This is a genomic window from Aliiroseovarius sp. CAU 1755 (genome assembly GCF_054482655.1).
In genome coordinates, this window is record NZ_JBTLRH010000006.1 from 1 (window position 1) to 23,108 (window position 23,108).

Below are 23,108 nucleotides of genomic sequence, written 5' to 3' on the forward strand. Positions count from 1 at the left end.
GCCTGGAAGTCACCGAAATACTTGGTGATCGCAGCGGTCAGCGTCGTTTTGCCGTGGTCAACGTGGCCAATCGTGCCAATGTTGACGTGCGGTTTGGAGCGTTCAAACTTTTCCTTAGCCATGATGGCCTCCTATTAATCTGAGCGCCGGGCAAGGACACCCTGCCCGGCTTGTTCGATTAGGCAAATTTTGCCTGAATTTCTTCCGAAAGGTTCTGCGGAACCGGATCGTAATGCGAGAACTGCATCGTGAACTGCGCGCGGCCCGAAGACATGGAGCGCAGGGTGTTGATGTAGCCAAACATGTTCGCCAGCGGCACGTTCGCGTCAATTGCAATCGCGTTGCCGCGCGGCTCTTGACCCGAAACTTGACCACGACGCGAGGTCAGATCACCGATGATGCCACCGGTGTATTCCTCGGGCGTGATCACTTCCACTTTCATGATCGGCTCAAGCAGCTTGGCGCCAGCCAAACGCATGCCTTCACGCATGCACATACGACCTGCGATTTCAAAGGCTAGAACCGACGAGTCAACATCGTGGAATTTACCGTCGATCAGGGCAACCTTGAAGTCGATCACGGGAAAGCCAGCCAACGGGCCGCTGTCCATAACCGAGTTGATGCCTTTTTCAACACCGGGGATGTATTCCTTCGGAACAGCACCACCAACGATGCGGCTTTCGAACGAATAGCCTTCACCAGCTTCGGTCGGCGAGATGATCATCTTCACCTCGGCATACTGACCCGAACCACCCGACTGTTTCTTGTGGGTGTAGGTGTGCTCGACCTCTTTCGAAATCGTCTCGCGATACGCAACCTGCGGGGCACCGATGTTGGCTTCCACTTTAAACTCGCGCTTCAGACGGTCCACCAGAATATCCAGGTGAAGTTCGCCCATGCCCTTCATGATGGTCTGACCGCTTTCGATGTCAGTTTCCACACGGAAGGACGGGTCTTCAGCGGCCAAGCGGGCCAGACCTTGCGACATTTTCTCTTGGTCAGCCTTGGTTTTCGGCTCGACCGCGATTTCGATCACCGGATCCGGGAAGGTCATGGTTTCCAGAACCACCGGGTCGTTGACGGCGCACAGCGTGTCACCTGTGGTGGTGTCTTTCAGACCTGCCAGCGCGATGATGTCGCCCGCGAACGCTTCCGTGATCTCTTCACGGTCGTTCGAGTGCATCATCATCATCCGGCCAACGCGCTCTTTCTTGCCTTTGGTCGAGTTCAAGAGCGTATCGCCCTTGTTCAGGACACCCGAATAGATGCGGGTAAAGGTCAGTGTGCCAACGAATGGGTCGTTCATGATTTTGAACGCCAGACCCGAGAACGCCATATCATCATCCGCACGACGCGGGATGTTACGGGTTTCAGTTTCGTCACCGGGTTTGAAGCCCATGTAGTCGACAACGTCCAGCGGGCTGGGCAAATAGTCGATCACGGCGTTCAGCAGCGGTTGAACACCTTTGTTTTTGAACGCGGAACCACCCAGAACCGGCACGAAGGACAGCGACAGGCAGCCCTTACGCAGCAAAGCGCGCAGGGTTTTCACGTCCGGCTCAGCGCCGTCCATGAGGTAGTTTTCCATCGCGTCGTCGTCCATTTCGACGGCAGCTTCGATCATCTTGGCACGCCATTCGTCGGCCATGTCTTTCAAGCTGTCGCGGATCGGTGCTTTGATCCACGATGCGCCAAGGTCTTCACCCTGCCACAGCCATTCTTCCATGTTGACCAGATCGACCAAGCCTTCCAGCTCGTTTTCTGCGCCGATCGGAATACCGACGGGAACAGCACGCGCACCGGTGCGGTCTTCGATCATGCGAACACAGTTGAAGAAGTCTGCGCCGATCTTGTCCATCTTGTTGACGAACACCATACGCGGAACTTTGTAGCGGTCAGCCTGACGCCACACGGTTTCGGTTTGAGGTTCAACGCCAGCGTTGGCATCCAGAACACAAACAGCGCCATCAAGCACGGCCAGCGAACGTTCAACTTCAATGGTGAAGTCAACGTGGCCGGGGGTGTCGATGATGTTCAGGCGGTGCTTTTCGGAATCGGGCGTCACGCCGTCTTCGGTGCGTTCCCAGAACGTGGTGGTCGCAGCCGATGTGATCGTGATGCCGCGTTCCTGTTCCTGCTCCATCCAGTCCATGGTGGCCGCACCATCGTGCACCTCGCCAATGTTGTGGGATTTGCCGGTGTAAAACAGGATGCGTTCCGAACAGGTGGTTTTGCCTGCATCGATGTGCGCCATAATGCCAAAGTTGCGATAGCGATCGAGGGGATAGTCGCGTGCCATGGTTTTCTTCCTTCCTTGGCGTTACCAGCGGTAGTGGCTGAACGCTTTGTTGGCGTCGGCCATCTTGTGGGTGTCTTCGCGTTTCTTCACGGCCGTGCCGCGTGAGTTCACAGCATCCAGAAGCTCGCCGGCAAGACGTTCTTCCATCGTGTTCTCGTTGCGCGAGCGGGCGGCCTTGATCAGCCAGCGGATCGCCAAAGCTTCGCGGCGCTCGGGGCGCACTTCGACGGGCACCTGATACGTGGCACCACCAACCCGACGCGAACGAACTTCGACCGACGGTTTGATGTTGTCCAGCGCTTCGTGGAACACTTCCACAGGCGCACGCTTGATTTTGTCTTCAACGCGATCCAGCGCGTTATAGACGATTGTTTCTGCGACCGACTTCTTACCGTCGATCATCAGGTTGTTCATGAACTTGCTCAGCACACGATCGCCAAATTTGGCGTCGGGCAGGATTTCGCGCTTTTCAGCAGCGTGACGACGAGACATTCCGAGATCTCCTTACTTCGGACGCTTGGCGCCGTATTTCGAACGGCGTTGCTTACGGTCTTTGACGCCCTGAGTATCCAGAACACCGCGAAGGATGTGGTAACGCACACCCGGAAGGTCTTTTACACGACCGCCACGGATCAGAACCACCGAGTGCTCCTGAAGGTTGTGGCTTTCGCCGCCGATATAGCTGATGACCTCAAAACCATTGGTCAGGCGCACCTTGGCGACCTTACGCATGGCCGAGTTCGGCTTCTTCGGTGTGGTTGTATAAACGCGCGTGCAAACGCCACGTTTTTGCGGGCAGGACTCCAGGTGCATCGACTTGGAGCGTTTTACTTTAGGCTGGCGCGGTTTGCGGATCAGCTGTTGGATCGTTGGCATAGGGCTCTTTTCCCGTTTCTCAACACATGTGTTTGCACGAGTGTCCCCGTGCGGTTTGCATTTCCCCGCTTCGCACGTCTGCAAAGCGAAAACCCGCGATCGTTTCCATTCCGAGGCAAACGACGCGGTTGGTTCACAGAGGATCAGCGCTTAAAAGTTGCCCTGAACTTGATCCCTCAATTCTGGTGAGCCGAGGTCACCCCCAGCTGGATGAACGCGCGTATAGGCGGAGTCGCGCAGGCTGTCAACAGCCCGGCCCGGTGATTGCAGCGGGCAGGCTTACGAAATAGGCTGCGCGCTGACCTCTCTCAGAAACCAGAGGACGCAGATGAAAGGCACATTGCTACTTGGCGCCATGCGAAACGAAGGCCCGTTCATCCTTGAATGGGTCGCGTGGTATCGCATGTTGGGCTTTGAAAACATACTGATCATGCACAATGACTGCACAGATCATTCCCCGCAACTGCTGCGCCTGCTGGAAAAGGCAGGGGTGATTTCAGCCAAACGCCACACGCCAGACAAAGACCAACCGTCGCAGATGTCTGCCTATCGGGCGGCGCGTAGCCACCCCTTGGTTAAGACCTGCGACTGGATGTTCACCTGCGACACCGACGAGTTTTTGGTCATCCACAAGGGCGACGGAACCGTTAAAGCGTTGCTGGATGGGGCAGACCGTCGTTTCCGCGGCATGGCCATCCATTGGCTAATCTACGGCAACGCCGAAGAAGAAGACTGGCGCGACGATTTCGTCCACCGTCGCTTTCTGCGGTCGGCATGGGAAAAGATACCCCAGAACAACTGCTTCAAAAGCTTCGTTTACAAACCGCTCGATTTTGGTCGCTGGCGCCCCCACGCCCCAAAGTTCTGGCGCGGAGAAGGCGCATGGGACACCGGCACCAATCGGTGGGTTCTGTCGAACGAACGCTGGTTCGAGGCGTTTCACCCGACGCAGAACGCTCTGAACGGAACCGACAATGCGCTGATCACGCACAAGGAGGCCCATCTGAACCACTACATTCTGCAAACACGCGAACAATTCGCGTTCAAGAAGGGAACGCCTTGCGCCGCAGAACTCAAGCAACGCTATACCGACGATTTCTTCACGCGCTTTGATCGCAAGGGGCGCGAAAACCTTTCTGCACTGAAGTATCGTCAAGCCTTCGATGCGGCCTATGACGCGCTGGTTGCGATCCCTGGCGTGTTACGGTTGCACCACCTGTGTTGCGCCGATTTTGTTGCTGCCATGTGCGACAAACGGGGTGACGATCCATCAAAGGACCCGCGTCTTCGGCAGCATATGGAGATCGCGAACGCACTGCCTCGGCACGGGAAAGACGTATCCGTCAAGCCCGCGCCCGTCGCGCAATCCGGCGTTCCCGAAACAGAGTAAACATCCCCATCGCAACCACGACCCCAGCACCAATCAGCGTCAGCCCATCCGGCCATTCCCCAAAGAAGACCAGCCCCAAGATCAGGGCCCAGATCAGTCCGGTATACCGAAAAGGCGCGACAAAACCGATATTGCCGACCCGCATGACCATGACGGCAAACAGATAGCCGATGAAGATAAAGATAGCCGCCAGCGTTAGAAGCCCTGCGCCTTTTGCATCGACCGGGGCCCAGTCAACGGTGATTGAGGTTAGGCCGAAGGCAATGGTGATCACCACGGCAGCGGCTAAGGCCACTGTCATCGATGGAGTGGTAAAAGACATCTTGCGCACGATGATGTCGCGAAAGGTGATGAAGGCAACCGCGATCAAGGCATAGATAGACCACCCGTTGAACCCGTCCCCGCCGGGCTGCACAATCAGCATAACGCCGCCCAGCCCGATAAGAATGGCAACCAGTCGTCGCCACCCCAGAGATTCTGACAAGAACAGCCAAGCCGCCAGCGCCACGGTCAGTGGTAGCACTTGCAGCACAGCCGTTACATTGGCGATCGGCATGTGGAAAAGGGCGGACAGGAAGCAGTAGGTCGCCCCAACCTCAGCGAAGGATCGCAGCAGGATCAGCGTCCATTCCCGGCGACCCAGATCGAATTTCAACGACCTGAGCGCAAGCCCCAATCCGAAAAGTAAAACACAGGTCACGACCCCGCGCAAAAAGACCGCCTGAGACAACGGCATACTTCCCGACAGTGCTTTCATGCACGCATCGTTCAGCGTGTAACCCGCCAGCGACCCGGACATCAAAGCCGCACCCTTGGTGTTGTCCGAAAGCATCACGATGCGGACCCTTTTGCCCCGTTGCGCAACCTCCAAAGGCGGCGCTGCAATTTGGTCAGCAAACTGGCCTGTGCTTCGGACTGCGCGACATTATCAAGCTGGTATTTGCGGCGCCCAACTACGGCCCATGCCGCGACAGGTGCCGATTGCATGACGACGGCAAAGCCCGCTCGCCCGCTGTCGATCTGCAGCGCCGAATTGACATCGCGCCGTTCCCAGCGCGCCGGGGCGAAGATTATTTCGCCTGTTGCATCTTCCAGAAAGATCGCCGGAACGTCTGCACTTTGTCCCTTCAGGTCAGCGCACCAGCCGATGCACAGAACCCCGTTTCCCAACGCGATGGTTTGTTCAATCACACCCTGCATTGCACCGTCACGCCCTTTGGGCACCGCTGCCAACAGCGCAAGATCTGCTGCCCGCCGGGTGTCTGTCGCGTGATCGCGCAGAAGATCCCGCCCCGGCACCGAGAAGGACAGCCGCGCCTTCAGCGCCTCGATCTGCATCCAGGAGGCCGCTATCGCATCGTTATATTTCGTGGCTTGCCGCGACACATCCACCCGGTATTCACACACCGGCGAAGGGTCGTCCAACCAAGCGGCTGCGCCTTCGGACAGGGCAGATAGAAGCAGATAGTAATCTTCGAACAACACCAACTCAGGCAAGCTTGGGATGTGGCGCACCAACACCGCACGCTGCGTGATGAAAGAATTGAACGGGGCCACATTGTGGCGCAGGAGATCCGTCAGCTGAAACGGAAAACTGCCATAAGGCAGAGTGCGAAACGGTGTATCCTCACCGGCGTTGAAAAGCGCAAGGTCAGCCGCCCCAAAGGTGACACTCGCCCCGGTTTCGCGCGCACGTGCCACCAATCGGGTGGCGGCATTCTTGTGCCAAACATCATCGAAATCCAGAACGCCGACAAAATCACCATGCGCGGCTTCGACACCAAGCTTCAACAGGTGAACGCGGCTGTCCCCGTCAAACTCGGTCGCAAGATGCCTCAGCAGACGGGGCCCATTGGGCGCCATGTTGTCAACACCCGCGCGCGCAAGTAACGCCACTTCAGTCAATTCCGGCCATTTGCCATCGGTGCACAAAAGCACCTCGATCGCGTCAGTCGTGGATTGCGTCCATACGGATTGGAAAGCGCGCGCAAGCTCGTCGATCCTGTCCGGATCGTGCGCCCGTATCAGCACGCTAAGCGCGGGCGGCGCAGAATTCGTGCCTGACGGTGCGGATACTGTCATGACGATCCCAGTTCGGTTTGCTGTTCCAAAACTTCTTCATCGACACCGGCCGGGCGTCCTTCGATCTGTCCCCAGCGGATGAAATGATAGAACGGGTTCACGCCGGCACTTGCAACATCTGCGTTCTCAAGCCTGTAGCTGCTGGTCGAGAAACCGGGCGCTGGATCGTAACCGTTTGCAACCCCACGCGTCACGTAGTGCAAGACCGCCCCACCCGGAAAGCCCACCGCGTCGGGGTGAGCTTTTTCATAATAGCCAACATCGAACAGCCCCGAACGAGCAATCACGACAGCTTCTTTCAACTGTTGCCGGAGCATAGGTCGGCGCAGCACCCCACAAAGCCTACGAGGGTGCAAGGCAAAGCCCACCAGTGACCAAAGCTCAGGCGTCAGGAGTGACAGCTTTTTTCCCTCCGGTGCAGCCGTGGTCGCGGCGGGCGAATAGACTGGGTCCGCAAGCAACGCCTGCAGTCGGGCCAGCGCGTCACCTGTCAAGGCAGTGTCATCTTCCAGCGATGAAACATTCCGTGCAGGCGCCATCGAAACATGGATGGCTTCAGGCAAATAAGCCCCATAGAACGCTTCGTTAGACTGTTTCAGGCGCGCCATGATCGTTGCCCGCTGTTGGTGGTCCAGAAAGCCGACTGCCTTGCCTTCGTTCAGATCATCAGGCGTCATCTCGACGATGGACGCGTTGATCTGCAAGACCTTCGCCCGTGGCAACGGCACGGCGTTGGCCTTGCGGATCAACAGCGCGGCCAGCTTTGACGTTGACCGGTTACGCGCCTTGCGGGATGGCTTTTCATACGCGTCAGGATCGCAGCCCGACAGGCCGATAACCTCAAGGAAATCCCGTACTGTCCCCCCGGCCTTCGCCTTGGACAGCTCATAGGATCGAAACGTGATCGGGGCATTTGGGAACGCCTCGCGCAGCGTGGCGGCAACGTGATCATAGGACAAAAGCCCTTGACCCATCTGCTCTTCGACAAAGGCCTCAACGCTGGCTGTTTCACGCATGCCGGGGCTTGTGATGCTTTCAACATACATACTTTCAAGCCATTCATCCTGACGGCGCATGTAGCACACCAGGGTCACATCCAGACCCGCGAGCGCTTTGGCCAGCTTCGCAGCCGCATCCCCATCGCCCCAAAATCGGGTGGAAAGGATATTCTCAACGCTTAGAAATACGGCCTGCGGCGGGGTGGTGAGTGAGGCCACTTCTAGGCGAAGCTGATCCAACCCCGCGCGACTTCCGTTCAGAAGGCCGCCAATCAGGCCGGCATGCCCAGATGTGCGGTGCGCGCGCGGGCCGGACCCCATTTCCAATCCGGCATAGGGATAATAGACGTCGTGGTCCCTGAGCAGCGCGAAACGGTTGAGTTCGAAAAACTTTTGCAACGCAGAAGACCCGGTCTTGGTCTGACCGCAATGCAGAAAGACCTTCGGCATGTCCGATACGGGGGCAAGCCCATTGGCCTCGGCTTTGGTCACAGCTGGCAAAGGCGTGCGACGCAAAAACCTATCAAGCTGCGTCTTCCGCGCGGCGGTCGTGGCGGATGAAGACACACCATGTGCCAACCACTCATACAGCGCTTGCCTGTGTGGCAGCGACAGGTTGCGGGTCTGCACGAGGTCGACCAACGCATCTGGCATCTGCGCCAGCAACACCAGCCGAAGCGCGTCATAATAGCCCGAGTGCAGCCGCGCATCACGCGGCTTAAACAATACCTGCTCGGTCGTCGTCGCCCGCTCGTCCCAATCAAAGCAGCCACATGCTGCAATGAATGCTGCAAAAGCCGAGTCTGCCCGAACCGAGGGGTCAGCGAACAGCTTGCCCCAATACCGGTCGATGTTTTGCAGATAGTAAAGCTGGTTGGCGGCAAGATAGTCTTGCGCATCCCCGCGCGCCATTAGGCCACGCATCGCATCGTTCACGATCTGCAAATGGATGGCAAACAAAGACATCTGCGCTGTATCCACGCTGCGCATTGTCGAGCCTTCGCGCACCCGGTATTGCACAAGCTCGTCCGGCACACAGGTGACACGACTGGCCGCAGAAAGGGCCTGCGTAAAGAAGGGGCGATCTTCACGCTGACGCAAGCGTTTCGAGAACCGAATGCCATGATCGTCCAGAAACGCCCGCCGCGCCAGAAATTGCCAACACGAGGTATAATTCACCAGCCCCGGAAGTGTTGCGATGGTTTGCCCATGAACCGGTGCGTCAACGACCGGGTGTGCGGCAGGCACGTCCGGCTTGCCGTCGAGAAAGATGCGATAGTGGCCACCGGCCAGATCAGCATCGCCGTCCTTCGCCGCACGATACCAGCGCCCCAGCGCATCGGTGCCATTCAACAGGTCATCGCTGTCCAGAAAGGCAACAAATTCGCCCTGAGCCTCATCCAGACCGCGGTTGCGCGCACGCGCCTGGCCTTGGTTTTCGTCTTGGAAAATCGCACGGATGTGGTCGTGCTGTTCGGCCGCATCATGGATCATCTGTGCCGTCGCATCCGTGCTGCAATCGTCGATGATGATATGTTCGAACGAAACGCCGACCTGCGCTGCCACCGAAGCGATCGTCTGCTCCAGATAGTCCACCGTATTGTAGGCCGGCGTGATGACCGAAACCTGAATAGCCATGAAGCAGACCCTTCGCCGCACCTTGTTGCAGACGAAAGCCGACAACAGATCTCGCCCCTTGGTGTGTTAAATCATCGCCCCTGCCCCGTCCACTGCGAAACCCTGAGGCCCTGAAACGAAAAGCCCCACCGCATGGGTGGGGCTTTCCAAGTTCGATTTGGTGCCGATCAGGGCTGTTCGGACCCGCCAGCTTCGGGGGTTTCGACCAAGCCAAGATCGTCTTCGGGGGCGTCCGCGAACACGTCATCAGCGGGCGCGGCCAGCGCGGCGGCAGCTTCTGCTTTGGCGCGCGCTTCCTCGATCACTTTAACGTCGCGTGCTTGTGCTACCTGACGCACACGCTGCGTGGCCCCACCGGTCCCGGCTGGGATCAGGCGACCCACGATGACGTTTTCCTTGAGGCCAACCAGCTTGTCGCGCTTACCTTGGACAGATGCCTCGGTCAGAACGCGGGTGGTTTCCTGGAACGACGCCGCCGAGATGAACGAACGTGTCTGCAAGCTCGCCTTGGTGATCCCCAGCAGGATCGGCTCGCCCGATGCCAGACGGCGACCTTCGGCCGCTGCCTTTTCGTTGGCTGCGTCAAACTCGGCCTTGTCCACATGCTCGCCTTTCAGAAGCGTGGTTTCGCCCGAGTCCAAGATCTCCCACTTCTGCAGCATCTGGCGAACGATCACCTCGATGTGCTTGTCGTTGATCTTAACACCCTGCAGGCGATAAACGTCCTGAACTTCGTCGATCATGTAGTCAGCCAGCGCTTCGACACCCATGATAGACAGGATGTCATGCGGCGCGGGGTTGCCGTCCATGAGGTATTCGCCCTTCTGGATGAAGTCACCTTCCGCAACCGGAATGTGCTTGCCCTTGGGCACCATGTATTCGACGGGCTCCATGCTTTCATCAGCCGGCTCGATCGAGATGCGACGCTTGTTCTTGTAGTCGCGGCCAAAGCGCACGTAACCATCAATTTCCGCGATGATTGCGTGATCTTTCGGACGACGTGCTTCGAACAATTCGGCCACACGCGGCAGACCACCGGTGATGTCCTTGGTCTTGGCGCCTTCACGCGGGATACGCGCGACAACGTCACCAGCTTTCACCTTCGAGCCGTCTTCGATCGACAGGATCGCATCGACGGACAAAGTATAGGTCACCGGGTTGCCCGCATCGTTGCGGACCGGTTCGCCATCTTCACCCACCAAGATCACCTCGGGCTTCAACTCGTTGCCTTTGGGGGCCGAGCGCCAGTCAGACACGATCTTCTGTGTCATGCCGGTCGCATCGTCGGTTTCGTCCCGCACCGAGATACCGCTGATCAGGTCGACGAACTTCACAGTTCCGTCCTTCTCGGCGATCATTGGCAGTGTGTAGGGATCCCATTCGAACAGCTTGTCGCCACGCCCGACTGAAGCGCCGTCTTTGACGTGCAGCTTCGAACCATAGCTGAGCTTGAAGGCCGCGCGTTCGGCACCGTTTTCGTCCATGATTGCAAGAACCATGTTACGACCCATGACCACAATATCGCCGTCTCGGTCTTCCAGAATACTGGCGTTCCGATATTCGATCTTGCCGTCTTGGTTGGCTTCCTGGAACGATTGCTGACCACCTTGCGCAACACCGCCGATGTGGAACGTCCGCATCGTCAGCTGTGTGCCGGGTTCACCGATCGACTGCGCCGCGATGATACCGACCGCTTCGCCCGTGTTCACACGCGTACCGCGCGCAAGGTCACGACCGTAGCAATTGGCGCAAACGCCTTCTTCGGCTTCACAGGTCAGCGGGCTGCGCATGCGCACAGTCGCCACGCCCGAGGCCTCGATCTCATCGGCTTTGCGTTCGTCGATCAGTTCGTTCTTGGCAACGATGATTTCGTCCGTTCCCGGAACCAGAACATCCTCGGCGACGACACGACCCAAAAGGCGTTCGCCCAAGGTCGCGACGACTTCACCGTCGTTCACAGCCGCTTCGGCAGTGATCGATTTCTCGGTGCCGCAATCGACCATGCGGACGATGCAGTCTTGCGCAACGTCAACCAGACGACGGGTCAGATAACCCGAGTTCGCGGTTTTCAAAGCCGTATCCGACAGACCCTTACGGGCACCGTGGGTCGAGTTGAAGTACTCAAGCACGGTCAGACCTTCTTTAAAGTTCGAGATGATCGGCGTTTCGATAATCTCGCCCGAAGGTTTGGCCATCAGGCCGCGCATGCCGCCCAGCTGTTTCATCTGGGTGACAGAACCACGCGCGCCGGAGTGCGCCATCATGTAGACCGAGTTCGGTTCCGCTTCGGCGCCGTGCTCGTCCAGCTTGGCGGACGAAATGGCATCCATCATGGCATCGGTGACCTTGTCGTTACATTTCGACCAGGCATCGACCACCTTGTTATACTTCTCGCCCAGTGTGATCAGGCCGTCCATATACTGCTGTTCGAACCCTTTCACCTGATCGCGGGTTTCATCCACGATCGGCCATTTGCTGTCCGGAATGACCATGTCGTCCTTGCCGAACGAGATGCCAGCCTTGAACGCTTCTTTGAAGCCCATCGACATGATCTGGTCACAGAAAATAACCGACTCTTTCTGACCGCAATAACGATAGACAGTGTCGATGACCTGCTGAACTTCCTTCTTCCGCAGAAGGCGGTTCACCAGTTCGAACGGAGCCTTCGCGTTCAGCGGCAGAAGCGCGCCAAGACGGATACGACCCGGCGTGGTTTCGAAGCGAACCGTCACTTCGTTGCCTTCCTCGTCGATCTGCTTCATGCGGGCCTGAACCTTGGCGTGCAGGTGAACTTCACCAGCGTCCAAAGCGTGCTGAACTTCGTCCACGTCGGAGAAGATCATGCCCTCACCCTTCATGCCTTCACGCTCCATCGTGATGTAGTAAAGGCCAAGGATCATATCCTGCGACGGCACGATGATCGGCGCGCCGTTGGCGGGCGACAGAACGTTGTTCGTCGACATCATCAACACGCGCGCTTCCAGCTGAGCTTCCAGCGACAGCGGCACGTGAACGGCCATCTGGTCGCCGTCGAAGTCCGCGTTGAACGCAGAACACACCAGCGGGTGAAGCTGGATGGCTTTACCTTCGATCAGAACCGGTTCGAACGCCTGAATGCCAAGACGGTGCAACGTGGGCGCACGGTTCAGCATAACGGGGTGTTCGCGGATAACCTCGTCCAGAATATCCCAAACTTCGGGACGTTCTTTTTCGACCAGCTTCTTGGCTTGCTTTACGGTGGAAGACAGGCCTTTGGCTTCAAGGCGCGAATAGATGAACGGCTTGAACAGCTCCAGCGCCATCTTCTTGGGCAGACCACATTGGTGCAGCTTCAACTCAGGCCCGGTCACGATGACCGAACGACCCGAGAAGTCGACGCGTTTGCCCAAAAGGTTCTGACGGAAGCGACCTTGCTTACCTTTCAGCATGTCGCTGAGCGACTTCAGCGGACGCTTGTTGGCACCCGTGATCACGCGGCCACGACGGCCGTTGTCAAACAGCGCGTCAACCGATTCCTGCAACATCCGCTTTTCGTTGCGGACGATGATGTCAGGTGCGCGCAGTTCGATCAGACGCTTCAGACGGTTGTTCCGGTTGATCACGCGGCGATACAGATCGTTCAGGTCCGAGGTCGCGAAACGACCACCATCCAGCGGCACCAGCGGGCGCAGCTCGGGCGGGATCACCGGGATCACAGTCATGATCATCCATTCCGGGCGGTTGCCCGATTCAATGAACGATTCAACGATCTTTAGGCGCTTGATGATCTTCTTGGGCTTCAACTCGCCCGTCGCTTCGGCCAGATCGGCGCGCAGCTGTTCGGCTTCCGCCTCAAGATCAATCGCAGACAGCATTTCGCGGATCGCTTCAGCGCCGATATTGGCGGTGAAGGCGTCCATGCCATAGGTGTCTTGCGCGTCCATGAACTCTTCTTCGGTCATCAACTGACCGTAGGTGAGGTCCGTCAGGCCGGGTTCGATCACCACGTAGTTCTCGAAATACAGGATGCGTTCCAGATCGCGCAGAGTCATGTCCAGCATCAGGCCGATGCGCGACGGCAGCGACTTCAGGAACCAGATGTGAGCGACAGGGGCTGCCAGCTCAATATGGCCCATACGCTCGCGGCGCACTTTCTGCAGGGTAACTTCCACACCACATTTCTCGCAGACAACGCCGCGATACTTCATGCGCTTATATTTACCGCACAGGCATTCGTAGTCTTTGACCGGGCCAAAGATACGGGCACAGAACAGACCGTCGCGTTCGGGTTTGAACGTCCGGTAGTTGATGGTCTCGGGCTTCTTGATCTCGCCATACGACCACGAAAGAATCCGTTCCGGGCTGGCCAGCGACACTTTGATTTCGTCAAAGGTCTTGGGGGCCGCCAGCGGGTTGAACGGGTTTGTTGTCAGTTCCTGGTTCATTTTGCGTTCCTTACATTAAGGGAGGGAGGGAAGGGGTAAGGCAAAGCGCCTTACTCCTCGCCCTCTGCATCCAGGAGTTCCATGTTAAGGCCGAGGCCGCGGACTTCTTTGACAAGCACGTTGAAGCTTTCCGGCACGCCGGCTTCAAAGTTGTCCTCGCCTTTGACGATGCTTTCGTAGACTTTCGTCCGTCCGGCAACGTCATCCGATTTGACCGTGAGCATTTCTTGCAGCGTGTAGGCAGCGCCATACGCTTCAAGGGCCCAGACCTCCATCTCACCGAAGCGCTGGCCACCGAACTGCGCCTTACCACCCAGCGGCTGCTGTGTGACAAGCGAGTACGGACCAGTAGACCGCGCGTGGATTTTGTCGTCCACAAGGTGGTGCAGTTTCAGCAGGTATTTCACGCCCACCGTCACTTCGCGCGAGAACTGTTCGCCGGTGCGACCGTCAAACAGAACCGATTGGCCCGAGGTGTCGAACCCGGCACGCGTCAGCGCATCGTTCACGTCAGCCTCTTTCGCGCCGTCAAAGACGGGCGTTGCAATCGGCACACCACGGGTCACATTGCCTGCGGCATCGACCAGCGTGTCTTCGTCCATGCCAGCAATGCCTTCTTCGTAGACATCGTCGCCATAGGCGATGCGCATGGCTTCGCGAACCGGGGTCAGATCGCCGGAGCGACGGTATTCACCCAAGGCTTCGTCGATGTTCAGACCCAGACCGCGCGCGGCCCAACCCATATGGGTTTCAAGGATCTGACCGACGTTCATACGCGACGGCACACCCAGCGGGTTCAGACAGAAGTCGACGGGCGTCCCATCAGCAAGGAACGGCATGTCTTCCATCGGCACAACCTTGGAAATAACACCTTTGTTCCCGTGACGACCGGCCATCTTGTCGCCCGGCTGAAGCTTGCGCTTCACGGCAACGAAGACTTTGACCATCTTCATCACACCCGGCGGCAGATCATCACCACGACGGACTTTTTCGACCTTGTCTTCAAAACGCGCATCCAAAGCACGTTTCTGCGCTTCGAACTGGTCATTCAGGGCCTCGACGATCTTGGCATCATCCTCGTCTTCCAGCGCAAGCTGCCACCACTGGCCGCGGCTCAGGCTTTCCAGAAGCTCGTCGGTGATTTTCGATCCCGATTTGACGCCTTTCGGCCCCTTCACGGCAACCTTGCCTTCGATCATGCTGCGCAGGCGCGCATAGATGTTACGCTCCAGAATGTGCAGCTCGTCATCACGGTCACGGGCAAGGCTTTCGACCTCTTCCCGCTCGATCTGCAAGGCACGTTCGTCTTTTTCGACGCCATGGCGGTTAAAGACGCGCACTTCGACAACCGTGCCGAAATCGCCCGGCTTCACACGCAACGAGGTGTCGCGAACGTCCGATGCTTTTTCACCGAAGATGGCGCGCAGAAGTTTTTCTTCCGGCGTCATCGGGCTTTCGCCTTTGGGTGTGATCTTACCGACCAGAATATCGCCCGGCTCAACATCCGCACCGATGTAAACGATGCCAGCCTCGTCGAGGTTGCGCAGCGCTTCTTCACCGACGTTCGGAATGTCGCGAGTGATCTCTTCCGGCCCAAGTTTCGTGTCACGTGCAGCGACTTCGAATTCCTCGATATGGACCGAGGTAAACACGTCGTCACGCGCGATACGTTCCGAGATCAGGATCGAGTCTTCGTAGTTGTAGCCATTCCAAGGCATAAACGCGACGACCACGTTTTTACCCAGAGCCAGTTCACCCATATCCGTGGACGGACCATCGGCAATGACTTCGTCTTTCGAAACCTGCTGACCCACCTTCACCAGCGGACGCTGGTTGATGCAGGTGTTCTGGTTCGACCGCTGGAACTTGCGCAGACGATAGATATCGACGCCCGCGTCACCCAGACCAAGGTCTTCGGTGGCGCGCACAACGATACGCGTTGCGTCAACCTGGTCGATGACACCGCCGCGCTTGGCCTGAATGGCAGCACCTGAGTCGATTGCAACCTTGCCTTCGATACCGGTGCCGACATACGGTGCCTCGGCCCGCAGAAGCGGAACGGCCTGACGTTGCATGTTCGACCCCATCAGGGCGCGGTTGGCGTCGTCGTTTTCCAGGAACGGAATAAGCGACGCCGCAACCGATACCAGCTGCTTGGGCGACACGTCGATCAGGTCAACGCTTTCGCGCTGCGCCATGGTGTATTCGCCCGACTGACGGGTGTTCACCAGATCGTTTTCAAACCGGCCGTCTTCGTCCAGATGCGCGTTGGCCTGAGCCACGGTGTGGCGCATTTCTTCAGTGGCGGACAGGTAATTCACCTCGTCGGTGACCTTGCCGTTCACAACCTTCCGATAAGGCGTTTCGATGAAGCCGTATTTGTTCACGCGGGCAAACGTGGCCAGCGAGTTGATCAGACCAATGTTCGGCCCTTCCGGCGTTTCAATCGGGCACATCCGACCATAGTGGGTCGGGTGCACGTCGCGCACTTCGAAACCGGCACGTTCACGGGTCAGACCACCCGGCCCAAGCGCCGACAGGCGGCGTTTGTGGGTGACTTCCGACAGCGGGTTGGTTTGGTCCATGAACTGCGACAGCTGCGAAGAGCCGAAGAATTCACGAACCGCAGCCGCAGCTGGTTTCGCGTTGATCAGGTCTTGCGGCATGACGGTGTCGATCTCGACCGACGACATACGTTCCTTGATCGCACGTTCCATACGCAGCAGGCCAACGCGATACTGGTTCTCCATCAACTCACCGACCGAGCGCACACGACGGTTGCCCAAGTGGTCGATATCGTCGATGTCGCCCTTGCCGTCGCGCAGTTCGACCAGCGCCTTGATGCAGGCGACGATGTCTTCGCGGCGCAGGGTGCGCTGTGTGTCCTCGGCGTCCAGATCCAGACGCATGTTCATTTTCACGCGCCCAACAGCCGACAGGTCGTAGCGTTCGCTGTCAAAGAACAGCGTGTCGAACAGCGCGGATGCGGCTTCGACGGTGGGCGGTTCACCCGGACGCATGACGCGATAGATATCCATCAGCGCGGTATCCCGGCCAAGGTTCTTGTCTGCCGCCATCGTGTTGCGGATGTAGGGACCGACATTGACGTTGTCGATGTCCAGAACCGGAATGTCGGTCACGCCCGCATCCATCAGTTCTTTCAACGACCCGCCGATCAGCTCGCCATCTTTGTCGTGCTCTAACGTCAGTTCGTCACCAGCTTCGACATAGATCGCGCCAGTTTCTTCATTGATGATGTCTTTCGCGACATAGCGACCAACGATCGCGTCGAACGGCACAAGAAGATTGATGTCCTTGCCGTCCTCCATCAGCTTCTTGACGGCGCGCGGCGTGATTTTCTTGCCGGCTTCAGCGATGACTTCGCCGGTTTTGGCATTCACCAGATCTTGCGTCGGACGGGTGCCTGCTACGCGTTCGGGGAAGAACTTGGTAACCCAACCCTTGTTCTTCTTCAGTTTGAACGGAACAGTGTCATAATACGCGTCACAGATCGCTTCCTGATCCAGACCCAGCGCATAAAGCAGGGTGGTCACAGGCAGCTTGCGGCGACGGTCGATGCGCGCAAAGACGATGTCCTTGGCGTCAAATTCGAAATCCAGCCACGAGCCGCGATAGGGAATGATCCGGCACGCAAACAGAAGCTTGCCCGACGAATGCGTCTTGCCCTTGTCGTGGTCAAAGAACACGCCTGGCGAACGGTGCATCTGAGATACGATCACACGCTCGGTGCCGTTCACGACGAAGGTGCCGTTCGGCGTCATCAAAGGCATGTCGCCCATGAACACGTCTTGTTCCTTGATGTCCTTGACCGACTTCGCGCCTGTATCCTCGTCGATATCAAACACGATCAGGCGAAGCGTCACTTTCAGCGGCGCCGAATATGTCAGGTCGCGCTGTTGGCATTCCTCGACATCGAATTTCGGCTGCTCCAGCTCGTATTTAACGAACTCAAGAATAGCGGTTTCGTTGAAATCCTTAATCGGGAAAACCGATTGGAACACCGAATTGATGCCCTCGCCATCCATGGGCTGGGGCTGATCGCCGGAATTCAGGAAAAGATCATACGAGCTTTTTTGAACCTCAATCAGGTTCGGCATCTCAAGCACTTCACGGATTTTACCGTAGTACTTGCGCAAACGTTTTTGGCCAAGATAGGACTGCGCCATAAGGTAATTACCTTTCATTTCTCAACTGATGCGCCAACCGTTGGGTCACCGGCGACGCCTCGTCCGAGATTGGGGGTTCGGACCAATTCCCGGAAACCCGCCCAAGGGTTTCCTCCCGATCCAGTGAACCTTTCCCAGGAAAACGTCCGCGTCGCATCGCAGGCCCTCTCCAAGACAGGTTCGGCTGGACCCGGATTTCTCCGGACCCAGCCATATCTTGTGGGCCTAACACGACCCAAAAGCGCAGGGCTTAGGCCAGCTCGACTTCGGCGCCAGCTGCTTCCAGCTTGCCTTTGACGTCTTCTGCTTCGGCTTTGTCCACGCCTTCTTTGATCTTGCCGCCAGCTTCGACCAGCTCCTTGGCTTCTTTCAGGCCAAGACCGGTGATGCCGCGAACTTCTTTGATCACGTTGATTTTCGAGGCGCCGGCGTTCTTCAGAACGACGTCGAACTCGGTTTTTTCTTCAGCAGCTGCGCCAGCGTCGCCAGCGGGGCCTGCCATCATCACTGCGCCGCCAGCTGCGGGCTCGATGCCATACTCGTCTTTGAGGATGGTTTTCAGTTCTTGTGCTTCGAGAAGGGTCAGACCCACGATCTCTTCTGCAAGTTTTTTCAGATCAGCCATTTGACTTCTTTCCGTTATTAGATGTGTTCCAACGTGAGGCGATATTTCGCTACACGGGGCTCAGATTGCTTAAGCAGCCTTGTCCTCGATTGTGGACAAGATGGATGCGATGTTCGAAGCAGGCGCGCCAATGGCCCCAGCGATGTTCGAAGCAGGTGCGCCAATGCAGCCAACGATCGAAGCAATAAGCTCGTCACGCGACGGCATAGCGGCAACAGCTTTGACACCGGCCGAATCCAGCGCCGTTTCACCCATGGCACCACCAAGAATAACGAGCTTGTCGTTGGTCTTGGCGTAGCCTTCCATGACCTTGGCCGCAGCCACAGGATCTTCGGAATAGGCAAGAACGGTCATGCCTGAAAGAAGGTCGGCGATCGAAGCGGCCGGCTTGTCTTCCAAGGCGATTTTGGCGAGCTTGTTCTTGGCAACACGCACCGACCCGCCAGCTTCGCGCATTTGCGAACGCAGGTCCTGCATCTCGGCAACCGTGAGACCCGCGTAGTGGGCAACCACTACAACGCCAGAGCTTTCGAAGATCTGGCCGAGTTCCTCGACCACTTTCTCTTTCTGGGCTCTATCCACAGTTTTACTCCAAGTATGGAGGGTCAGACCCTCCGGCTCTTATTTCACCAGATTTTCAGAGAAAACCCGGCAATCGGGTCCGTTATACGGGTCCTTCGCAAAATCGCCCCAAGGCCAAGCGGCCACGAGAATTCTTTTGTTCATTTCCCATCTCAGGCAGGAATTATGACCCTTGCGCGCGGTCGCTTTTCAGCTTGACCCACCAGCGTCACCCACCGTCTCGGACGAAATGCAAAACAGCGCACGACGAATCGCACGCTGGGCTGCAAGGGGTATGTAGGATGTTTGGAAAGGTTTTCCAACCCCTAAACGGGCGCGCGCTTCAACACGTCGCCCTTAGGAACTCCGAAATGCTAGCACGAAAAGGGCACCAGCGCAAAAGGGGAAAATCGATACAAGAAAAGGGCGCCACATCGGGCGCCCTTTGGTGTGTCTTGTCAGCCTTAGATCAGGCGTTGCCTGTGGCGTTGTCGACCGAGATCGTGATGCCCGGACCCATGGTCGAGCTTAGCGCGATCTTCTTCATATAGGTGCCTTTGGCGCCCGTCGGCTTGGCCTTCTGAACGGCCTCGATAAAGGCACGCACATTTTCGACCAGCTTGGCTTCGTCAAACGACGCCTTGCCCAGACCAGCGTGAACCACGCCACCTTTTTCAGCTTTGAACTGAACTTCGCCGCCCTTTGCAGCTTCAACAGCTTCCTTGACGTCCATCGTCACCGTGCCAACCTTCGGGTTCGGCATCAGGTTGCGGGGACCAAGGACTTTACCCAGACGACCGACGATCGGCATCATGTCAGGAGTGGCAATGCAGCGATCGAAATCGATCTTGCCACCTTGGACCGCTTCCATCAGATCCTCGGCGCCAACGATGTCTGCACCAGCGGCCTCGGCTTCTTCAGCCTTCGGACCGCGTGCGAACACGGCGACGCGCATGGTTTTACCGGTGCCGTTGGGCAGACCGATAACACCGCGAACCATCTGATCGGCGTGACGCGTGTCAACACCCAGGCTCATGGCGATTTCGATGGTTTCGTCGAACTTGGCCTTGGCGTTGTTCTTGACCAGCGCGACAGCTTCTTCGACGCTTACATTTTCCTTGCCGGCGAATGCTTCGCGCGCGGCTGTGGTGCGTTTACCCAGTTTAGCCATCTTACTTCACCTCAATGCCCATAGACCGGGCAGAGCCCAGAACGATCAACATCGCAGCTTCGATATCAGTCGCGTTCAGATCTTTCATTTTCGCTTCGGCGATTTCTTTCACCTGCGCTGCGGTCACGGTTCCCACGGTTTCGTGGCCGGGCTTGTTGGCACCCGATTTCAGACCAGCAGCCTTGATCAGATAATAAGACGCAGGCGGCGTCTTGATATCCATGGTGAAGGACTTGTCCTGATAATAGGTGATCACGGTGGGGCACGGTGCACCGGGCTCCATGTCCTGCGTCTTGGCGTTGAACGCCTTGCAGAATTCCATGATGTTGATGCCGCGTTGACCCAATGCGGGGCCGACGGGCGGGCTGGGGTTGGCTTGACCTGCAGGAACCTGCAGCTTCATTGTGCCAGCGAGTTTTTTAGCCATTTGGCTTCTCCTTTAACAACAGCTCCGGGACGCGTCCCTTTGCCTTCCATTGTCGTGGTCTGGGTTGGGGATCGCGATCCCTGCCCCTCCCACGCCCGCCCGATCGGGCGGCTTACGCGTCAGGCCTGTTTGGTGACCTGCGTGTATTCCAGTTCGACCGGGGTGGCCCGGCCAAAGATCGACACCGTCACCTTCAGGCGCTGGTTGTCGTCATCTACTTCTTCCACCATGCCGTCAAAGCCTTCGAACGGGCCATCGGTCACGGCAACCTTTTCACCGATTTCGAAGTGGATCAGCGTGCGCGGCGCGTCAACGCCTTCTTCAACACGGTTCAGGATCGCATTCACTTCGGCATCACGCATCGGCATCGGGCGACCTTGCGGACCCAAAAAGCCTGTGACGCGGTTGATCGAGGTGATCAGGTGATAGCCTTCGTCCGACATTTCCATATGCACCAACACATAGCCGGGCATGAAACGGCGTTCGCTGGTGACTTTCTTACCGCGGCGAACTTCGATCACCTCTTCTGTCGGAACCAAAACCTCGTCGATCTCATCTTCAAGGTTTTTCTCTACAACAGATGCCTTGATCTGCTCGGCGATCTTCTTTTCGAAGTTCGAGAGCACGCTCACCGAATACCACCGTTTCGCCATATCAGCCTCTGCCTTCTTGCGCCCAATGGGCCAGTTCAAATTCCGTTTTCGGGAACAAAAAAGCGGCGTGTAACTCGAATCGCCACACGCCCGTCCCGAAGTGTCGCCCGAACTAACCCTGAAACGACCTCATTTCAAGGGGTCAGGCACAAACTCAGCCAAACAGGCCAAGCACAGCGGCCAGGCCACTGCGGATACCCAGATCCACCAGTGAGAAAAACAAAGCCGTCAGCGCAGCCAGCACGAAGACCATACCTGTTGTCAGGAACACTTCCCGGCGGGTCGGCCATGTCACCTTCGACACTTCGGCACGCACCTGCTGGATGAATTGCAGCGGATTGGTCATCTTGGTTCTCAACCTTTCATGAGTCAGGCGGTCAATTACGCAATGCGCGCGGGGTTTTCAAGCCTCGTTGCACCACAGACCGCGACAATCGCACCTGATCGGTCCAATAATGATCAATGCAGCGGAAGGTGATGGCAGGGGCACCAGGGCTCGAACCCGGGACCTACGGTTTTGGAGACCGTCGCTCTACCAACTGAGCTATACCCCTAGGACCGAGGCTGGGATTACGGCAAGGCGCAGGGGTTTTCAAGGCCTTTCGGTGAAGAAAGCGCGCCACAGCTCATTCTGTGCCTGTTTCCTCGCAAACACCTACGCTAAGCTTGCCCATCATGAGTGAGATCGAAGCTGTATTCGCAAAATCGCCGTGGCGCGACGTTCCCCAAGACCGCACCGAACAGGTCGCGCATGTGCCGACGATGCTGGCCGCAGAAGAACAGCAGCTCTACTACTGGCTGACGGCACACTGGTCACAAGATGTGGGCGAGGTTGTCGAACTGGGAAGCTATGTTGGCGGCTCGACCGCGCGACTTGCCGCGGGGCTACAGGACGCTGGAAAACTGGCCCGCGTTTTTGCCTATGACCATTTCCGCTCGGACGAGGCGACGAAAGAGCGCGTGCTGTATCAAAACGGCATTCAACCGTTCAAGGGTGAAAACATCCTTCCGCTGTCCAAGCAGCTACTGGCACCTTGGGCAGACCGCGTCGTCCATCGGCCCGGCGCGATTGAGACGAAAGACTGGAAGGGCGGACCGATCGAGATCCTTGTCATGGATGCCTCAAAATCAGACGTGGTCATGGACCGAATGGCGGAAACTTTCTTTCCCCACCTGATCGCCGGTCAGTCCCTTGTGGTTCAGCAGGATTTCTATCACTGGCGACTTCCGTGGATCCCTGCACAAATGCGACGGCTGCAGCGCTGGTTCAAACCTGTCGCCTACTGCCCAAATGACACTGTGGTGTTTTTGCACACAAACCCGATCACAAAGGCCAGCATTGCCAAAAGGCGCGTTCAGGATTTTGACGATGCACAGGTGAAAGCCGCTTTGCGTCAGTTGAACAAACGCCTTCCTGACTGGAACAAACCCAACCGCATTCGCAAGATGATCAAGGCAATAGAGGCTAATCCGGGCGTGCGAAAAGGGTATCTGATGAAGCGCCCTGAACGTTGATTGCTATCTCAGCCTTGCTTGATCGCAAAAAGGGCGTCCCGCGGGACGCCCTTTCTTCTTTCACTGTGGATCAGGCTCTCGGCAGATTTGGCGTGACCGCCACATTGCCTGTCACTGTCAGAACGCTATGCGTTCTTACTCGATGATCTTCGAGACAACGCCCGAACCAACGGTGCGGCCGCCTTCGCGGATGGCGAAGCGCAGCTTCTCTTCCATCGCGATCGGGGCGATCAGTTCAACGTTGAACTTCAGGTTGTCGCCC

18 protein-coding genes and 1 tRNA gene are annotated in these 23,108 nt (G+C 57.5%); 2 read left to right on the forward strand and 17 right to left on the reverse strand.

What is annotated here, in order from left to right; translation table 11 throughout:
- The 4 genes from ACXYMP_RS16100 to rpsL all read right to left on the reverse strand — a co-directional run.
- The coding region (locus ACXYMP_RS16100; RefSeq protein ID WP_246534559.1) for a GTP-binding protein at positions 1 to 122 on the reverse strand (122 nt) is incomplete at its 3' end.
- 56 nt (positions 123 to 178) lie between these two features.
- Positions 179 to 2,299 (reverse strand): elongation factor G, encoded by a 2,121-nt coding sequence (gene fusA, locus ACXYMP_RS16105; RefSeq protein ID WP_298572011.1) that lies wholly within the window; start codon positions 2,297 to 2,299, stop codon positions 179 to 181.
- Positions 2,300 to 2,320: 21 nt separating this feature from the next.
- A complete protein-coding gene (rpsG, locus tag ACXYMP_RS16110) occupies positions 2,321 to 2,791 on the reverse strand; it encodes a 30S ribosomal protein S7 (protein ID WP_298572009.1) in 471 nt (156 codons plus the stop codon).
- 12 nt (positions 2,792 to 2,803) lie between these two features.
- Positions 2,804 to 3,175: a 30S ribosomal protein S12 gene (rpsL, locus tag ACXYMP_RS16115; protein ID WP_248370378.1), complete on the reverse strand. Its 372-nt coding sequence runs from the start codon at positions 3,173 to 3,175 to the stop codon at positions 2,804 to 2,806.
- 328 nt (positions 3,176 to 3,503) lie between these two features.
- Here rpsL and ACXYMP_RS16120 point away from each other — a divergent pair, with 328 nt between their 5' ends.
- A complete protein-coding gene (locus ACXYMP_RS16120; protein ID WP_458907669.1) occupies positions 3,504 to 4,565 on the forward strand; it encodes a glycosyltransferase family 2 protein in 1,062 nt (353 codons plus the stop codon).
- On the opposite strand, the gene ACXYMP_RS16125 is transcribed toward ACXYMP_RS16120, so the two are convergent.
- From ACXYMP_RS16125 to ACXYMP_RS16180, 12 genes are all read right to left on the reverse strand, one after another.
- Complete coding sequence (locus ACXYMP_RS16125; protein WP_458907679.1) at positions 4,519 to 5,397, reverse strand: DMT family transporter; 879 nt, start codon at positions 5,395 to 5,397, stop codon at positions 4,519 to 4,521. The two genes, ACXYMP_RS16120 and ACXYMP_RS16125, sit on opposite strands and share 47 nt — an antisense overlap.
- The gene (locus tag ACXYMP_RS16130) at positions 5,397 to 6,647 is read right to left on the reverse strand and encodes a glycosyltransferase (protein WP_458907671.1); all 1,251 of its coding nucleotides are present in this window, start codon (positions 6,645 to 6,647) and stop codon (positions 5,397 to 5,399) included. The genes ACXYMP_RS16125 and ACXYMP_RS16130 overlap by 1 nt, the downstream gene beginning before the upstream one ends.
- Positions 6,644 to 9,283, reverse strand: a complete 2,640-nt coding sequence (locus ACXYMP_RS16135; protein WP_458907673.1) for a glycosyltransferase family 2 protein — start codon at positions 9,281 to 9,283, stop codon at positions 6,644 to 6,646. Before ACXYMP_RS16135 ends, ACXYMP_RS16130 begins: the two co-directional genes overlap by 4 nt.
- 167 nt (positions 9,284 to 9,450) lie before the next feature.
- On the reverse strand, positions 9,451 to 13,707 hold the full coding sequence (rpoC, locus tag ACXYMP_RS16140) for a DNA-directed RNA polymerase subunit beta' (RefSeq protein WP_298571996.1): 4,257 nt from the start codon (positions 13,705 to 13,707) through the stop codon (positions 9,451 to 9,453).
- 50 nt (positions 13,708 to 13,757) lie between these two features.
- Positions 13,758 to 17,894 carry a DNA-directed RNA polymerase subunit beta gene (gene rpoB / locus ACXYMP_RS16145; protein ID WP_298571993.1) on the reverse strand — a complete coding sequence of 1,379 codons (4,137 nt, stop codon included), beginning with the start codon at positions 17,892 to 17,894 and terminating at the stop codon, positions 13,758 to 13,760.
- A 250-nt stretch (positions 17,895 to 18,144) separates the two neighbouring features.
- Positions 18,145 to 18,519, reverse strand: a complete 375-nt coding sequence (gene rplL, locus ACXYMP_RS16150) for a 50S ribosomal protein L7/L12 (protein ID WP_298571989.1) — start codon at positions 18,517 to 18,519, stop codon at positions 18,145 to 18,147.
- A 69-nt stretch (positions 18,520 to 18,588) separates the two neighbouring features.
- Positions 18,589 to 19,101, reverse strand: coding sequence for a 50S ribosomal protein L10 (gene rplJ, locus ACXYMP_RS16155; RefSeq protein ID WP_298571985.1), 513 nt, complete (start codon positions 19,099 to 19,101; stop codon positions 18,589 to 18,591).
- A 448-nt stretch (positions 19,102 to 19,549) separates the two neighbouring features.
- Positions 19,550 to 20,251 (reverse strand): 50S ribosomal protein L1, encoded by a 702-nt coding sequence (rplA, locus tag ACXYMP_RS16160; RefSeq protein ID WP_298571982.1) that lies wholly within the window; start codon positions 20,249 to 20,251, stop codon positions 19,550 to 19,552.
- A 1-nt stretch (position 20,252) separates the two neighbouring features.
- A complete protein-coding gene (gene rplK / locus ACXYMP_RS16165) occupies positions 20,253 to 20,678 on the reverse strand; it encodes a 50S ribosomal protein L11 (RefSeq protein ID WP_298571979.1) in 426 nt (141 codons plus the stop codon).
- Positions 20,679 to 20,797: 119 nt separating this feature from the next.
- A complete protein-coding gene (gene nusG / locus ACXYMP_RS16170; protein ID WP_298571975.1) occupies positions 20,798 to 21,331 on the reverse strand; it encodes a transcription termination/antitermination protein NusG in 534 nt (177 codons plus the stop codon).
- A gap of 154 nt (positions 21,332 to 21,485) precedes the next feature.
- Entirely contained in the window at positions 21,486 to 21,677 is a 192-nt protein-coding gene (gene secE, locus ACXYMP_RS16175) for a preprotein translocase subunit SecE (RefSeq protein ID WP_298571972.1), read from the reverse strand.
- Between the two features lie 132 nt (positions 21,678 to 21,809).
- Positions 21,810 to 21,885, reverse strand: a tRNA-Trp gene (locus tag ACXYMP_RS16180).
- A gap of 121 nt (positions 21,886 to 22,006) precedes the next feature.
- Here ACXYMP_RS16180 and ACXYMP_RS16185 point away from each other — a divergent pair.
- On the forward strand, positions 22,007 to 22,846 hold the full coding sequence (locus ACXYMP_RS16185; protein ID WP_458907677.1) for a class I SAM-dependent methyltransferase: 840 nt from the start codon (positions 22,007 to 22,009) through the stop codon (positions 22,844 to 22,846).
- Between the two features lie 135 nt (positions 22,847 to 22,981).
- Here the strand turns inward: ACXYMP_RS16185 and ACXYMP_RS16190 are convergent.
- Positions 22,982 to 23,108 (reverse strand): EF-Tu C-terminal domain-related protein (locus ACXYMP_RS16190; RefSeq protein WP_458907682.1); only part of this gene is annotated, 127 nt, incomplete at its 5' end.